Raw genomic sequence first — 14,502 nt, 5'->3', positions numbered from 1 at the left:
GTGTCGGCCTCCGCCAGGACCCGGCCTGCTGCTGCACCCGCACCCGTCGGACGACGGAGGACGGGGTCAGGAAGGCGAGGGTCGAAGTCATGGGAGAAGGATGCGAACGGGCGGCCGCTCGCGCAACACAATTACTTCGGTGGTGGGTCGGCGGCCGCTCACCGCGAGGATCAGGTGGGTCAATGACTGTCCACAAGGGACGACGAGTCGGATTCCGCTGCCCGATTTGAGTACTTGCGCAGTATCGCGCGGTGGTCGTGAGTGGCAAGTGTCGTTCTAACCCTCTTTATCACTCACGACTCCCCGCGAAACCGGACCTGCAGGCATGAAGCAGGCGTGCGCTGACCGAACGGTGACCTATGTGGACATCAAAGGCCCGGCCGGTCGAGAACTTGCCGTGAAGTCAGCGAAAGGCCTGCGCGGCAGGCGTCCACAACCCGCCACGTTTGCCTTGCCCCTCAATAGAACGACCCTTGCCACTCGCGACCACCGCGCGATACTACGCAAAGTACCCAAAACGGGCGTCGGAACCCGGTCGAGGAGTCCCTTGTGGACCGTTATGTGCGCGCCTGATACCCGTGGCGAGGTGGCCCGCTGCCGACCCGCCACATTTGCCCTGCCGCACCACTCAAGAGTGGGCGGGCTGCAGAGCGGCGTCCAGGTCGGCCAGCAGCTTGGCCTTCGGCCGTGCCCCGACGGTCGTCCACACTGGACTCCCGCCCCGGAAGAGGATCAGCGTCGGCAGCGACATGACCTGATAATTCCTTGCCGTGAGCGGGTTTTCGTCGGAGTTGAGCTTGCGGATGAGCAGCGAGCCCGCTCGCTCTTCGGCGATCTGCTCGAGCACCGGCGCGATCATGTGGCAGGGCGGGCACCATTGCGCCCAGAAGTCCACCAGGACGGGCGTGTCCTGATCCAGGACGAGAGCTTGGAAGGTTTCGTCGGTGACGACGGACAGGGGCATTCAGGCCTCCTCGTTTCGCGGCACGACGACGCACGGCCCCGGCGGCGTTTTCAGCGCGCCCGCCAGCTTGGTCAGCAGGCTTTCCCGCACGTCGTTGAGCCTGGCCAGACAGGCGTCCACCTCGGCGAGTTTGCGTTGGTAGACCTCGATCGAATCGGCGCACGAGTCACCGGTCTCGTGTCCGGCGCGCAGGCATTCGACGAACGGCCTGGTGTCTTCGAGGCTGAGCCCGACCGCTTGCAGGGTCAGGATCTCGTTCACCAGGCGGTAGTCGTCCTCGTCGTACTCCCGGTAGCCGTTCGACGCGCGCCGTGCGTCGAGAAGCCCTTGTGACTCATAGAAACGCAGCGCGCGGGTGGTGGTTCCGGTGCGCGCGGCGAGTTCGCCGATCCGCATGGAACCGAGCGTAAACCTTGCCCTTGGCGTCAAGGCAAACGTTCAGTCGTCGAGATCGACCCGGATGGTGAGGAGGTTCGTGCCGATCGCCCGTACGGCGGCGCTGTTGACCGTGGGCAGGGTCTTCAGCCGGGCGCGGGCGTCGTCTTCGGGGAGCAGGTGCGCCGTGCCGGTGTGCCACCGGCCCTTGAGCCGCACCCGGACCCGCGGATCGGCCTGGATGTTGCGGACGTACTGCGACTTCTCGCCGAACTCCGAGACGATCCAGAACGAGCGGCCCACCCGGCGGCCACCGATCGGCGTCCGTCGGGGCTCCCCGGACCTGCGGCCGGTGGTCTCCAGGATCGGCTGGGCGGGCAGGCGGACGAGGATCGGGTTGCCGACGTGGCGTTGAAAGGTCGTGGCCACGCGATGCTTGATCTCGTGATAGCGGGACATGGTTCCAGGGTGCCCTACGCTCGGGCCATGGTGAACGAGTCCGACGTGGACCTGGGGGACGGGACCACACTGCACACCTACGACACGGGCGGGGCCGGTCCGGTGGTCTTCTGGCACCACGGCACCCCGAACATCGGCGCCCCGCCGGTCCCGCTGTTCGCGGCGGCCGAGCGGCTCGGGCTGCGGTGGGTCTCCTACGACCGGCCCGGTTACGGCGGTTCCTCGCCGCGGCCCGGCCGGGACGTCGCGTCGGCGGCGTCGGACGTCGCGAGGATCGCCGACGCGCTGGGGATCGAGCGGTTCGCGGTCTTCGGGCATTCCGGAGGCGGACCGCACGCGTTCGCCTGCGCCGCCCTGTTGCCGGAACGGGTGACGGCGATGGTCTGCGTCGCGAGTCTGGCTCCGTACGACGCCGAGGGGCTGGACTGGTTCGCGGGGATGGGCGCGGCGGGAGCCGGCTCTCTGAGGGCAGCCGTGGCCGGCCGGGAGGAGAAGGAGCGGTACGAGGCGACCGCCGAAAACGACGCCGAGATGTTCATCCCCGCGGATCACGCGGCCCTGGCGGGTGACTGGAACTGGGTGCTCGACGTGGTCGGTCCCGCGGTCGAGGGCGGGCCCGGCGCGTTGATCGACGACGATCTCGCGTACGTCGCGCCGTGGGGCTTCCGGCCGTCCGACGTCCAGGCCCCCGTTCTGAACCTGCACGGTGGCGCGGATCGGATCGTGCCGCTCGCGCACGGCGAATGGCTGACCCGGCAGTGCGCGGCGGCCGAGTCGCGCGTCTTTCCCGGGGACGGGCACGTCTCGGTCCTCCGTCACGGGGAGGCCGCGCTCGACTGGCTGGCCGAGCGCGCGTGAGCTGCGACGTCGTCCTGATCCGGCACGCCGAGTCCGTTCCGCCCTCGCCGGGAAAGCCCGACGACCCGGAGCGGCCACTGACCGCGGCGGGCGTGGCGGCCGCGGAACTGCTCGCGCACGAGCTCGCCGCGATGAACCCGACGGCGGTCGTGTCGAGTCCGTACCGGCGAGCGGTCGCGACGGTCGAGCCCGCGGCAAGGAAGGCCGGGCTCGAAGTCATGACACGCTGGGAGCTACGCGAGTGGGACTCGGGATTGGAGCCGACACCGGACTACGCCGGGCACTACGAGCGCAGCTGGGCGGATCCGGATTTCGCGCGCCCGGGCGCCGAGAGCCTGCGGCAGCTGACGGCGCGCGCGATGGCCGCCGTCGATCGGCTCGCGGCGGAGCATGACGGCGGTGTCGTGCTGGTGGGCAGTCACGGGACCTTCGTGTCCCGGCTGCTGGCCGGGGTCAGGCCGGGGATCGGCTGGCCGTTCTCCCGGGACATGCCGATGCCCGCCGTCCACCGGCTGCGCTGGCCCCACGAGAACTATCCGGCGCCGAAAGCGGCACGAAGCGACCGCTCGTAGTCCTGCCGCGAGAACGTCAGATCACCGATGCTGCGGTAATCCCAGTCTTGATACGCATTGCGGAGATCCGACCACGTCACCGTGTCGTCGTCGGCCACGATCCTCGCCACCAGCGCCCAGCAGTCGTCGATACCGCAAGTGCACCCCAGCAAGAGGTGTTCGTCGTCTTCGACGCCGTGCGGAACGCGATCCGGCGCTCCGCCGAGCAGGTGCTCGGCGGAAAGGCTCGTCGAGGGAGCGTAATCCGCGGCTAGCTGTTCCGCGAGCGCCCCGGGAAGTTCGGCCTCGCGCACCAGCTCCAGGAAAGAAACACCGTCGATCACAAACTGAAGCGACGTTTCCCGCTCGGCCGGTCTCGTGGAGATCCCGCGGAACTCGATCGAACGCATGGGCGCCACGGTAACCGCCGGTGCCGGGGCCAGGGGTGGTGTGGCCGGTTCAGGCCGCGGGCCGCCCGGCACCCGTGTAGTCGTCGCCCTTCGAGTGATACGTGTGGATCTGGATCGCCTGGCCCTCGGTGGGCGCGTTGATCATCAGCCCGTTCCCGAGGTACAGCCCGACGTGGTGGATGCGCGTCGCCGGGTTCCCGTAGAACACGAGGTCCCCGAGCTTCGGCTCGCCGGACACCGGCGGCAGCGCCCGGAACTGGGTGTCCGCGGTCCGCGGGAGCGAGATCCCGGCTTCGTCGTAGGACTTCTTGGTCAGGCCGGAGCAGTCGAAGCCCGCCGCGCCCGCCTCAGGGCCGTTGCCGCCCCACACGTACGGGAGGCCCAGCTGGCCGAGGGCGAACCGGGTCGCCTTCACGGCGGGGCTGCCGGAACGTGCCGGGTCGAGGGACAGGGTCGCGTAGAGCTGGGCGTTGCCCAGGACGCGCTGGCGGAACAGTTCGGCGTCGTTGCCCTTGCCGCCCTGGTAGCCGGCGATGGCCTTCCACCAGCCGTTGCCGCCGCCGAGGTCGGCCCCGGAAGCGCACAGGGCGCGGCCGGCGGCGACCGAGGCGGAGTCGGGATCGGTCAGCGCGGGTTTCGCGATACCGGGGATCGACGCGCCGTGCTTCTTCCACTGCTGCGCCGACAGGCCGAGGGGGTTGTCGCCGCCGCGTCCGTGGTTCGAGCTCGCCGCGCCGATCCCGGCGAGGGTGACCCAGGACAGGTGACAGTTCGGCTGCTCACCGCGCAGCGCCAATTCGCCGTTCGCGTACCCCATGAGCGACTTCGCCGGGATGTCGAGCGCCCCGGCGAGCTTGTCAGCCCACTCTTCGAGCGGCCGGGCGCCCTTCGGCGTCTCCTGCGCCTTCACCGGCGCGCTGACTTCGAGCACCGACGGACCCGCGCCGCCGCCGACGGTGGCCGGGTCCTGCTTGGCGGCGGGAACGGGAATCTGCTGGCGCCCGTCGGCCGGTGCGGGATCGTTGCCGCCCGCGAGCAGCCAGCCCGCCGTCGCGAGCCCCGCGACCAGGGGGAGGGCGACCAGGCCGCGCATCGCCACGCCGTGCGCCCACGACTTCTTCCGGCTGGTTTCGGGCGCGCTCGGGGCCGGGTCGGGCTCAGTCACGCCGTCCAGGTTATTGGAGACCACCTCTGTGTAACGAGCGAACGCCTTGCACGTTAGGGGGACTCTCATATTCTGGACGAATGAGTGAGACGGGAGCGCTCGACGCCGGGCGCCTGAGTGCCACGCTGTCCGGCCGGTACACCGCGATCCAGGTCGTTTCGAGCACCGGGTCCACCAACGCCGACCTGCGGGAAGCCGCCGCGAAGGGCGCCGAAGACCGCACCGTGCTGATCGCCGAAGAGCAGACGGCCGGGGTCGGCCGCCGCGCGCGGCAGTGGGCCTCGCCGAAGGGATCGGGCCTCTACGTCAGTGTCCTGCTGCGTCCCGGCGGCGTTCCGTTCGCCAATTTGGGTTCACTTTCCGTGGTCGCGGGCCTCGCGGTCCGGGAGGTCGCCGCGGGACTCGGCGTCGACGCCGTCCTCAAGTGGCCGAACGACGTCCTCGCCGGTCCTGAGCGCGCCAAATGCGCGGGCATCCTGGCGGAGGCCGTCGCCGGCGACGACACCACCGTGATCCTCGGCATCGGCCTGAACGTGCTGCCCCTCGGCGAGAACGTCCCGGCCGGGCCCGGTGGCCTGCCCGCGACCTCGCTGGCCGAGCAGGGCGCGACGGAGACCGATCGCGCCGAGATCGCCTCGCGGCTGCTCATCGGTTTCGACGAACTCGAACGCCGCTGGCGGCTCGCCGGCGGGTCACTGGCCGAGGCCGGTCTGCTCGGGGACTACCGGCGGCACTGCGCCACGCTGGGCCAGGACGTCGAGGTCCAGCTGCCCGACGGCTCGGCGCTGACCGGACGCGCCGCCGACATCGATCCCGCCGGCCAGCTCCAGGTCGACGTTCCGGGTGGTGAGCGGTACACGGTGTTCGCCGGCGACGTCGTCCACGTGCGCCCGGCCAAGGCCTGATCCGTGCGTCTCGATTTCCGGCGTCTCCTCTTCCGCCGGGACCGTTCGCCGGTACGGTGAGCTCACCAGCGCCGAACACACTTTGGGAGCGTCCGTCGTGGCCTATCCGGACGATTTGCTCAGCGAAAACGAGCACGTCGTGGTGCACAGTCACCCGCATTTCAAGATGCTGATCTTCCCGTTCCTCGCGCTGATCGTCACGCTCGGCGTGGGGATTTGGCTGGCCATCGTCGCGAAGGACGCGACGGCCCCGTGGGACCTGATCTCCGAGATCGCGATCGCCGCGGTCGGGCTCGGTCTCGTCGTCTGGCTCTTCCTGGCGCCGTTCGTCCGCTGGCGCACGACGCATTTCATCGTGACCACGGACCGGCTGATCGCCCGCGAGGGTGTGCTGAAGCGGACCGGGATCGACATCCCGCTGTCGCGGATCAACAGCGTCCAGTTCGAGCACGGGCTGCTGGACCGCGTGTTCGGCTGCGGCACGCTGGTGATCGAGTCCGCCTCGGACGAACCGCTGAAGTTCGACGACATCCCCAAGGTCGAGCGGGTGCACACGGTCATCTACCGCGAAGTCAACGACAACCCGTACGACGACTTCGCGCCGGGTGCGCCGCAGCAGACCGAGCCGCTTCCGCCGCAGGGGCACCCGCCGCGCGGAAACCGGCGCCGCTGATGGGCACGCGAGAGCTGGGGCTGCCCGACCGCGTCCCGTCGTCCGCCGCGTTGCCGGAGCGGGTGACGATCTGGGAGGTCGGTCCGCGTGACGGTCTCCAGAACGAGAAGTCGATCGTCCCGGTCGAGGTCAAACTCGAGTTCCTGGACAAGCTCGCGGGCGCCGGGCTGACCACGCTCGAGGCGACCAGTTTCGTGAGCCCGAAATGGGTGCCGCAACTGGCCGACGCCGAGCAGCTCCTGGCCGGGCTCGAAAAGCGCGAAGGCGTCCGGTACCCGGTGCTCGTCCCGAACGAGCGCGGGCTGGACAGGGCGCTGGAAGCCGGGGTCTCGCATATCGCGATCTTCGCCAGCGCCACCGAAACCTTCGCCAAGAAGAACCTCAACTCGACGGTGGACGACCAGTTCGCGATGTTCGAACCGGTCGTCACCAGGGCGCGGGCCGAAGGGCTCGACGTCCGCGGGTACGTGTCGATGTGCTTCGGCGACCCGTGGGAAGGCGCCGTCCCGGCCGCGCAGGTCGCCGGGGTGGGTAAACGGCTCCTCGACCTCGGCTGCTCGCAGCTCTCGCTCGGTGACACCATCGGCGTCGCCACCGCGGGCCAGGTCGAGGCGCTGATCGGGCAGTTCGCCGACGTCGGCACCCTGGCCGTCCATTTCCACGACACCTACGGCCAGGCGCTCGCGAACACGCTGGCCGCCCTCCGCTGCGGCGTGTCCACTGTGGACTCTTCCGCCGGCGGGCTCGGCGGCTGCCCGTACGCCGAATCCGCCACCGGGAACCTCGCCACCGAAGACCTCGTGTGGATGCTCGACGGTCTCGGCGTCGAAACCGGTGTCGACCTCGACGCGCTGGTCGCGACGAGCAAGTGGATGGCCGGAAAACTGGGCAGGCCGAGCCCGTCCCGGGTGGTCAACGCGCTCGCCGGATGAGGTTCGCGGAACTCACGGACGAGACCTGGCCGCTGTTCGAGCGGGTGTTCGGGCCGGAGTTCGAACAGGCGGGCAAGGACGGCCGCAAGGCGCACGTCCGCGCCGAGGTCGCCGCCGGGAAACCGTTGGGGCTGCCGGCCTTGGCCGACGACGAGCCGCTCGGCTGGGTCGCCGTCTCGCCCCGGCCGGACAACCCGCGGCTGGCGAGCACGCCGGGGTCTGGTCGGTGACGTGCTTCCACATCGGAAGGAAGAGCCGTCACCAAGGGCTTTTCACCGCCTTGCTGCGGGCGGCGGTCGACTTCGCGACCGGGCGCGGATCTGTACCACGGCGCGGTGAGCACGTTCACCAAGGCGGGTTTCGAACTCGTCGAACGCCGTCCGCCCGCGCGGGCCTTGATGCGCTTTCGGGTATCCGCCGACGAGAACGCCGGTCGGCGCTAAGGTCGTGACGCGTCCTGTCCGCTGCCTCCCCCGTTCACCGGTGGGGTCCGATTCCTTGGGGGAGGTGCGGTGACCGATCCGAGCGAGGCCGGAACGGGCCCGATCCGGCTGCCTGCCGAGTACGACGCCCCGACCCCGCCGCACGGGGCGCGCGCTCCGTACGCGCCTTCGCCGTGGCCGCCCGCGGTGGCGCCGCTGCGAGTGCCGTTTCCGCCCCGGCCCGTCGCTCCGCCGCCCATGGGGGCCTTGCGGACCGAGCGGGAGAGCGTGATCGCGCTGTTTCTGGTGCATATGTTCCCCATCGGGCATCTGCCGGTCGCGATGGGGAAACCCGCGCGCCAGTTGCCGCTCCCCGAGGGCGGTTCCGGCCCGCAGGACCATCCCGAGGCGGACGTGCTCGACGACCTGGACGCGTTGTCCCACGTCAGCAGCGGTTTCCGGCGTTCGCCGACGGCTCCGGGCGTCGCGCCCCCGGCGGAGTTGACCAGGGGACACGATCCGTGGGGCGGAATGTCCCAAGAGGACTGGAAGGCGCGTTTCGTGACCGGGACGGGTTACCTGTGGCCGGACGAAGCCGACCCGGCGAGGCCGGTGATGCTCGAAGCGGGCACCCATCTCGACCGCTTCGGGGATCAGCACGGCCGGGTGTTCGCCGAGGACGCGACCTTGTTGTCGATGCGCTCGTTGCCACCCGATCGGGTCACCTCGTATCGGCGTTACCGCGTCGCGCGGCCACTGCCGGTCTGGCGCTCGGTGACCGCCGGATGGTTCGGCCAGCCCGGCGGCGGGGTGCGCTTCCGCACGGTGCTGGGCGCCGATGAACTCGTCACGCTGGGCTTCCTGGCGGACGTCACGGGGGAGGTTCGGTGAACACGGGGACGATCCTGCGGTGGCTGGCCGCACTGGGTGTGCCACCCGAAGTGGTGTCGGTCGGCGCGGAGGTGGACAACGCGTGGTGCCTCATGCGCACCGAGGAGGAAGGCGCCGAGCCTGCCTGGGAGGTCTTCTGGCGTGAGCAGGGCAACCGGTACGACTGGGCCCGGTTCACCAGCGAACAGGTCGCCTGCCACTACCTCTTCGGCCGTCTCGCGTGGTCGCAGGTCGCGCGTGGTGCGGTCGGCCTGCTGCCCGGGGCGCAGTGACACACGCGCGTTCAGCGCTTCAGGATCGCCAGGGCCTCGTCGTGAAGCAGGCCGTTCGTCGAAAGCGCTGAGCCGTTGTCGTAGCGCGCTTCGCCGTTCAGGTCGCTGAACCGGCCACCGGCTTCGGTGATCAGCACCTGGGCCGCGGCGACGTCCCACGGGTTCACGATGCATTCCGCGGTGACGTCGAGCGCGCCCTCGGCGACCAGGCAGTGGTGCCAGAAATCGCCGAACGCGCGGCTCTCCCAGCACGCGTTGACGAGGTCGAGGTACTTCTCGCGGGAGTGGTACTCCACCCACGAGTTCAGGTCCGTTGTGGACAGATACGCGTCTTCGAGCGACGCGACCTTCGACACCGAGATGCGGCGTTCCCCGGCGGTGTCGCTCATCCAGGCGCCGTCGCCGGCGGCGGCCCACCAGCGGCGGCCGAGCAGCGGCGCGCTGATCATGCCCACCACGGGCGTGCCATCTTCGACCAGCGCGATCAGCGTCGCCCAGACCGGGACACCGCGCAGGAAGTTCTTGGTCCCGTCGATCGGGTCGAGCACCCAGGCGCGGCCGGTCGCCGCGGTGCCGCCGCGTTCCTCGCCGAGCACCGTGTCGTCCGGCCGGTCCGCGGCGAGGATCGCGCGGATGGCGTCTTCGACGGCGGTGTCCGCGTCGGTGACCGGCGTCCGGTCGGGTTTGCGTTCCACGGCCAGGTCGAGCGCGCGGAACCGGGCGGTGGTGATGGCGTCGGCGGCGTCGGCCAGCCGGGTGGCGAGTTCCAGATCATTCTCGTAGCCAGGCACGGTGACGATGGTTTCACGCCCGGCGGTCGTAGAGTTGGCCAGGTGAGCATGGTGCTACTCGCCGAGGACGACCCGGCCATCGCCGATCCGCTTTCCCGCGCACTCCAGCGGGAGGGCTATGACGTGCGGGTCGTCGGCGACGGGCCCGCCGCCCTCGACGCGACCGAGAGCGACCGGGTGGACCTGCTGGTCCTCGATCTCGGCCTGCCCGGGATGGACGGGCTCGAAGTGTGCCGCCGCCTGCGCGCCAGCGGCACCGAGGTGCCGGTGCTGATGCTCACCGCGCGCACGGACGAGGTCGATTTCGTGGTCGGGCTCGACGCCGGCGCCGACGACTACGTCGCCAAGCCGTTCCGGCTGGCCGAACTGCTGGCCCGCATCCGCGCGCTGCTCCGCCGCCGGGCCCCCGACGTGCTCGAAGCCGGGGGAGTGCGGATGGATCTCGGCGCCCGGATGGTCACCGTGGACCTGCACGAGGTGCAGCTGGCGAACAAGGAATTCGAGCTGCTCCGGGTGCTGATGAGCCGTGCGGGCCAGGTCGTCAGCCGCGACGAGATCCTCGCCGAGGTGTGGAACGACCTCGAATCGAAGACCTCGAAGACCCTCGACATGCACATGTCGTGGCTCAGGCGGAAGCTCGCGATCGCGGCCGACGAAGCCGCGGGCAGGGCGGGCAAACCCGGCGGGAACGGCGACGGCGAACGGCGGATCGCCACGGTCCGCGGCGTCGGCTTCCGCTTCAACGCGGAATAGCATGCGCCGACGCATCCTCCTGGCGATCCTGCTCGCCGTCGCGGTCACCGCGGCGGTGCTGGGCATCCCGCTGGGGATCACCGCGTGGCAGCTGGTCGATAACCTCAACCGCGAGAACCTCGCTTCCTCGGCCCGTGGGATAGCGGCGACGCTGGACAGCGAGATCGCGGTCGGCCAGCCGATCAACCTCGACCTGGTCCGGGTCGCCGTGCCGCAGGGCGGATTGCTGACCGTCCGCGCGCAAGGGCAGATCGAGAAGCGCTACGGCTCCGATCCCGGCTCGGACGTGGTGTCCGAACGGGCCCCGATCGCGTTGCACGGCGAGGTCGAGCTGTCCGTGCCCGCCGGGCCGATGCGCACCCGCCAGACCCAGGTCACCCTGCTGGTGGTGCTGCTGGTCGTGCTGTCGGTCGGCACCGGCACGGTGGTCGCGACGGTGACCGCGCGAAGGCTCGCGAAACCGCTGCGACACGTCGCGGATCGCGCGGTCAAACTCGGCGGCGGCGATTTCCGGCCGGATCCCAAGCGCTACGGCGTCGGCGAACTCGACATGGTCGCCGAGGCGCTCGACGCGTCCGGTTCGGCGCTCGCCCAGCTCGTCCAGCGGGAACGGCAGCTCGTCGGCGACGTCTCTCACCAGCTGCGGAGCCGGTTGACCGCGTTGCAGCTGCGGCTCGAACCGCTCACCATCCACTCCGACCGAGACGTCGTCGACGAGGCGAAGGCCGCGCAGGAACAGGCTGACCGGCTCGCCGAGGCCCTCGACGAACTGCTGGCCGCCGCGCGGGCGGCGCGCGAGGTCGGTGCGGAACCGGTGAACCTCCAGGAAGTGCTTCCCGAAGTCTCCGAAGAGTGGCGACAGCTGCTTCGCGCCGAAGGAAGGCATCTGCGGATCCGTGTCACCGACGGGCTGAGGGCGAGGGCGACGCCGGGCCGGTTGCGCGAGGTCGTCGGCGTCCTGCTCGACAACGCGCTGCGCCACGGCGCGGGAACGGTCACGCTCGCCGCGCGGCGCGGCGACACGGAAGGCACCGTCGTCATCGAGGTCGCCGACACCGGATCGGGGGTGCCCGACGAGCTCGCGCCGCACATCTTCGAACGTGGCTTCTCCGGCGGCGGGTCGACCGGCGTCGGGCTCGCGCTCGCTCGCGCGCTCATCGAGGCAGACGGTGGACGGCTGGAGCTGTCGAGCAAGCAGCCCGCGGTGTTCAGCCTCTTCCTGAAGGTGCCCCGGCCGGGCGATGTGGCTGAGGTGCGCTGGCCGGCCGAGCGGGTTCCTCGCTAAGACCTCCCCAAGGTTCTCCCGATCGGGCAAGGCCACGGAAGCGCGCGGACCTACCGTCGGGGGGTGCGTGCGACGGCGTTCCGGTACCACCCGCCGGTGAGTCCGGTGGCCGCGGCGACCCTGGAGATCGGCAAGGTGGCGGTCACCGTGGGGTTGTCCTTCGAGGGCGCCCTGTACGCGTGCCGCCGTCCGCCCGGAGTGGTGGAGCGGATGGAGGCGGAAGCCTTGGACCTGCTGTCGAAGGGGCTGTTCGTCAGCGGGTTCGACACCCCGGTCGCGACCGTGACCGGGGCGGCGGGACACCGGTTCGTCCAGCAGAGCGCCGAGTTCCGGCCGCCGGACGCCCGGCTCTACCGGGGCATGTGCGGGGTCGGCGCCAGCCGGAACGGGCTGACCCTGACCGGCATCCTCGGCTACCGCCTCGAAGTCCGCGCGGGGTGGGCCAGGCGGGCAGGCGAATGCGGCCCGCCCGAGACGGCCGCCGAATGGTGCGAGCTCTTCGGCGGGCAGCTGTCGTCCATCGGCGGGGTGGTCCTGCGGCGGTCCTCGGTGCTCAGTCTCGGTAGTCCGCCGTGACCGTGACGACGAACGCCGCCCGGGCGGGCAGGCCGAGGCTGACCCACAGCCCGGTCGGATCGGTGTGCCCGAGAGTCATCCGCAACGGCTGCTCGTCGACCATGAGGAACTCCGTCCCGAGCAGGGTCCGCAGCGAACGGGCGAGCAGGGTGTGCTCGTCCCGGACCTTGTCCGCCTGCGCCGTGACCAAATAGGACAGTTCGCACCGGTTCGCCCGCACGGCGCCGGTTCCCGGGCCGGCGCCGTGCAGGGCGAAGAGGAACAGATCGACGCTCGACACCCGCGTTTCGGTCTGCCAGGTGGGTTTCGGCGGATCCAGCCGGACCACCGTCCCCTCCGGCAGATGAGGTGCGATGAGCAGGCACAACGCCTCGTCGACCTGGCTGATCACGGGATCAGATCAATCCCTCACGCAGTGCGTAAGCCACCGCGTGCGAGCGGTTCCGGAGCTGGAACCGGTTGGTCACGTCGTGCAGGATGCTCTTCACCGTGCGCTGCGAATAACAGAGCTGGTCGGCGATCTCCTGCGTCGAGAATCCCGACGCGACCAGCTTGAGCACTTCGGTCTCCCGGCTGCTCATGCCACCGAAGTGCAGGCCGCGCGGCTGCAGCACCTGGCGTTGCAGCCGCGAGACCCGGTGCAGCAGCCTGCCGAGCAGGTCGGGCGGCAGCGCGCCTTCCCCGGCCGCGGCCGCCTTGATCAGCCGGACCAGGACGTCGGCGCCCGCCTCGGAACGCCGGGCGACCGCGCAGACGCCGTGTTCGATGGCGCTGAGGATCTCGTTGTCGTCGACTTCACCCGCGATGAGCACGATGCGGGTGAACCCTTGGTGGTGCAGTGCGGACAGCAGTTGCGTCATGGCCTCGTCGAGGCGGTCGGTGACCAGGAGGGCCACCATCGTCGGGTCGGCGGCCTCCCCGTCCACCAGCCAGACATCGTCACGGGAGCGGAGCGTCATGCAGACGCCGTTGTGCAAAATCGGATCGGTGGCGCGGACGACCACCGGTGTCCTGTTCGGTTCGAACATGTGATTCCCATTCCCCTCGAACGGTGCGAGGGTCCCACCCCCCGCACTACTCACCCTGCCGGGTGGGGTGTCCCGGGCGCATGGGACTCCGGTCCCGGAATTGCCCGAAAAGCCGCCCTTATCGGGGGTCGCTTTTTCAGCGACCCAACCCCGCTTCGCGGGCACGCACGATCGCTTCGGCGCGGTCCGCGACGTGGAGCTTGCTGAAGACGTTCGAAATATGGTTCCGCACCGTTTTCGGGCTGAGGCAGAGAGTGCTGGCGATGGCGGTGTTGCTGTGCCCGCCCGCGATGAGCGAGAGGACCTCTCGTTCGCGGACGGTGAGTTCCGGGAACACCGTGTCCGTGCTCGGCTGAGAGTGGTTGAAGAAGCCGAGAACGCGCGTCGCGATGTCGGGCCCGAAGATCGCTTCGCGCCTCGCGACGGCGTGAACGGCACGAATGATTTCGTCGGGCTCCGCGTCCTTCAGCAGATATCCGCGGGCTCCGGCCCGCATCGCCGAGAAAACGGATTCACTCTCGTCCGCCATCGTCAGCATGAGCACGCCGACGTCCGGCCGTTCGGCGACGATGTGCCGGGTCGCTTCGGCGCCGCTGATATCGGGCAAATGCAGGTCCATGACCACGACGTCGGGATCGAGGGCGCTCGCCGCGCTGATCGCGTGCGCGCCGCTCGCGGCCTCTCCGACCACGTCGACCAGCGGTTCGTTGGCGAGCAAGGTGCAGACCCCGAACCGGAACAGCGGATGGTCGTCGACCACGAGCACGCGAAGGCGTTCGTTCATACGGTTCCCCCTGTCTCCCCGACGCGGCACGTTAGCGAGAGGGCCGCTCGGCGGACAACGCGTGGTCCGGACAGCGGACCGGCGAAAATTAAACGCCTGATGAGTATCGCGTATCGCCGGGCCCGTCCCAAGCCATTAACCCTTTCGGCGCATGCTTGGGTTTCAAATCCGTGAAGGCCTCCTTCCCTACCCTGAAGGTCAGGGTCCCGGCGAAGTCGCATAGACGCTGGTCAGTGCCGCTGTTGGCGATTCGAACGGGGCGGGCGACAGGGGGCTTGAACGGACGGTGTCCACAAAGGACGCCAGTTCGCGACCAACCCGACCCACGACCAGGGCCGAAGGCTCCCTTCGTCGCATCAGACGCAGCGAAGGGAGCCTTCGCCCCACCTGTCAACCTCGCCCAAGATC

General features: G+C 69.9%; 20 protein-coding genes. 11 read left to right on the top strand and 9 right to left on the bottom strand.

The window, feature by feature from the left end; translation table 11 throughout:
- Window positions 1–628 precede the first annotated feature (628 nt).
- Genes trxA through LCL61_RS39980 form a run of 3 tightly spaced genes read right to left on the bottom strand, consistent with a single transcriptional unit; the run spans window position 629 to window position 1,798 of the window.
- Window positions 629–964 carry a thioredoxin gene (trxA, locus tag LCL61_RS39990; RefSeq protein ID WP_340684539.1) on the bottom strand — a complete coding sequence of 112 codons (336 nt, stop codon included), beginning with the start codon at window positions 962–964 and terminating at the stop codon, window positions 629–631.
- Window positions 965–1,360 carry a MerR family transcriptional regulator gene (locus tag LCL61_RS39985; protein ID WP_192746662.1) on the bottom strand — a complete coding sequence of 132 codons (396 nt, stop codon included), beginning with the start codon at window positions 1,358–1,360 and terminating at the stop codon, window positions 965–967.
- A gap of 42 nt (window positions 1,361–1,402) precedes the next feature.
- Window positions 1,403–1,798: a nitroreductase/quinone reductase family protein gene (locus LCL61_RS39980; protein WP_340684538.1), complete on the bottom strand. Its 396-nt coding sequence runs from the start codon at window positions 1,796–1,798 to the stop codon at window positions 1,403–1,405.
- A 27-nt stretch (window positions 1,799–1,825) separates the two neighbouring features.
- On the opposite strand from LCL61_RS39980, the gene LCL61_RS39975 reads away from it, so the two are divergent.
- Both LCL61_RS39975 and LCL61_RS39970 read left to right on the top strand, forming a co-directional pair.
- Window positions 1,826–2,656, top strand: a complete 831-nt coding sequence (locus LCL61_RS39975) for an alpha/beta hydrolase (RefSeq protein WP_340684537.1) — start codon at window positions 1,826–1,828, stop codon at window positions 2,654–2,656.
- On the top strand, window positions 2,653–3,228 hold the full coding sequence (locus tag LCL61_RS39970; RefSeq protein ID WP_340684536.1) for a histidine phosphatase family protein: 576 nt from the start codon (window positions 2,653–2,655) through the stop codon (window positions 3,226–3,228). Before LCL61_RS39975 ends, LCL61_RS39970 begins: the two co-directional genes overlap by 4 nt.
- Here LCL61_RS39970 and LCL61_RS39965 read toward each other — a convergent pair.
- Both LCL61_RS39965 and LCL61_RS39960 read right to left on the bottom strand, forming a co-directional pair.
- Window positions 3,189–3,617 carry a hypothetical protein gene (locus tag LCL61_RS39965; RefSeq protein WP_340684535.1) on the bottom strand — a complete coding sequence of 143 codons (429 nt, stop codon included), beginning with the start codon at window positions 3,615–3,617 and terminating at the stop codon, window positions 3,189–3,191. The genes LCL61_RS39970 and LCL61_RS39965 overlap by 40 nt on opposite strands.
- A gap of 49 nt (window positions 3,618–3,666) precedes the next feature.
- Window positions 3,667–4,782 carry a C40 family peptidase gene (locus LCL61_RS39960; RefSeq protein WP_340684534.1) on the bottom strand — a complete coding sequence of 372 codons (1,116 nt, stop codon included), beginning with the start codon at window positions 4,780–4,782 and terminating at the stop codon, window positions 3,667–3,669.
- 80 nt (window positions 4,783–4,862) lie between these two features.
- On the opposite strand from LCL61_RS39960, the gene LCL61_RS39955 reads away from it, so the two are divergent.
- From LCL61_RS39955 to LCL61_RS39930, 6 genes are all read left to right on the top strand, one after another.
- Window positions 4,863–5,687 carry a biotin--[acetyl-CoA-carboxylase] ligase gene (locus LCL61_RS39955; protein WP_340684533.1) on the top strand — a complete coding sequence of 275 codons (825 nt, stop codon included), beginning with the start codon at window positions 4,863–4,865 and terminating at the stop codon, window positions 5,685–5,687.
- A 97-nt stretch (window positions 5,688–5,784) separates the two neighbouring features.
- Entirely contained in the window at window positions 5,785–6,360 is a 576-nt protein-coding gene (locus LCL61_RS39950; RefSeq protein ID WP_340684532.1) for a PH domain-containing protein, read from the top strand.
- A complete protein-coding gene (locus LCL61_RS39945; protein ID WP_340684531.1) occupies window positions 6,360–7,292 on the top strand; it encodes a hydroxymethylglutaryl-CoA lyase in 933 nt (310 codons plus the stop codon). Before LCL61_RS39950 ends, LCL61_RS39945 begins: the two co-directional genes overlap by 1 nt.
- Window positions 7,289–7,522 (top strand): hypothetical protein, encoded by a 234-nt coding sequence (locus LCL61_RS39940; RefSeq protein WP_340684530.1) that lies wholly within the window; start codon window positions 7,289–7,291, stop codon window positions 7,520–7,522. Before LCL61_RS39945 ends, LCL61_RS39940 begins: the two co-directional genes overlap by 4 nt.
- A 282-nt stretch (window positions 7,523–7,804) precedes the next feature.
- Window positions 7,805–8,605 (top strand): TNT domain-containing protein, encoded by an 801-nt coding sequence (locus LCL61_RS39935; RefSeq protein ID WP_340684529.1) that lies wholly within the window; start codon window positions 7,805–7,807, stop codon window positions 8,603–8,605.
- A complete protein-coding gene (locus LCL61_RS39930) occupies window positions 8,602–8,877 on the top strand; it encodes a hypothetical protein (protein ID WP_007031910.1) in 276 nt (91 codons plus the stop codon). The genes LCL61_RS39935 and LCL61_RS39930 overlap by 4 nt, the downstream gene beginning before the upstream one ends.
- A gap of 11 nt (window positions 8,878–8,888) precedes the next feature.
- Here the strand turns inward: LCL61_RS39930 and hisN are convergent, their stop codons facing one another.
- Window positions 8,889–9,677, bottom strand: a complete 789-nt coding sequence (hisN, locus tag LCL61_RS39925) for a histidinol-phosphatase (protein ID WP_425342084.1) — start codon at window positions 9,675–9,677, stop codon at window positions 8,889–8,891.
- Window positions 9,678–9,716: 39 nt separating this feature from the next.
- On the opposite strand from hisN, the gene LCL61_RS39920 reads away from it, so the two are divergent.
- From LCL61_RS39920 to LCL61_RS39910, 3 genes are all read left to right on the top strand, one after another.
- Entirely contained in the window at window positions 9,717–10,421 is a 705-nt protein-coding gene (locus tag LCL61_RS39920; RefSeq protein ID WP_034304815.1) for a response regulator transcription factor, read from the top strand.
- 1 nt (window position 10,422) lies between these two features.
- Window positions 10,423–11,706, top strand: coding sequence for an ATP-binding protein (locus LCL61_RS39915; protein ID WP_340684527.1), 1,284 nt, complete (start codon window positions 10,423–10,425; stop codon window positions 11,704–11,706).
- A 63-nt stretch (window positions 11,707–11,769) separates the two neighbouring features.
- Complete coding sequence (locus LCL61_RS39910) at window positions 11,770–12,282, top strand: hypothetical protein (protein ID WP_340684526.1); 513 nt, start codon at window positions 11,770–11,772, stop codon at window positions 12,280–12,282.
- On the opposite strand, the gene LCL61_RS39905 is transcribed toward LCL61_RS39910, so the two are convergent.
- From LCL61_RS39905 to LCL61_RS39895, 3 genes are all read right to left on the bottom strand, one after another.
- Window positions 12,260–12,673, bottom strand: coding sequence for a hypothetical protein (locus tag LCL61_RS39905; protein ID WP_340684525.1), 414 nt, complete (start codon window positions 12,671–12,673; stop codon window positions 12,260–12,262). The two genes, LCL61_RS39910 and LCL61_RS39905, sit on opposite strands and share 23 nt — an antisense overlap.
- A 4-nt stretch (window positions 12,674–12,677) precedes the next feature.
- On the bottom strand, window positions 12,678–13,310 hold the full coding sequence (locus LCL61_RS39900; protein WP_340684524.1) for a response regulator transcription factor: 633 nt from the start codon (window positions 13,308–13,310) through the stop codon (window positions 12,678–12,680).
- A gap of 136 nt (window positions 13,311–13,446) precedes the next feature.
- On the bottom strand, window positions 13,447–14,094 hold the full coding sequence (locus LCL61_RS39895) for a response regulator transcription factor (RefSeq protein ID WP_340684523.1): 648 nt from the start codon (window positions 14,092–14,094) through the stop codon (window positions 13,447–13,449).
- Window positions 14,095–14,502: the final 408 nt, after the last annotated feature.

The organism is Amycolatopsis coloradensis (genome assembly GCF_037997115.1).
GTDB lineage: Bacteria > Actinomycetota > Actinomycetes > Mycobacteriales > Pseudonocardiaceae > Amycolatopsis > Amycolatopsis coloradensis_A.
This window is presented reverse-complemented; position numbering and strand designations above follow the sequence as displayed.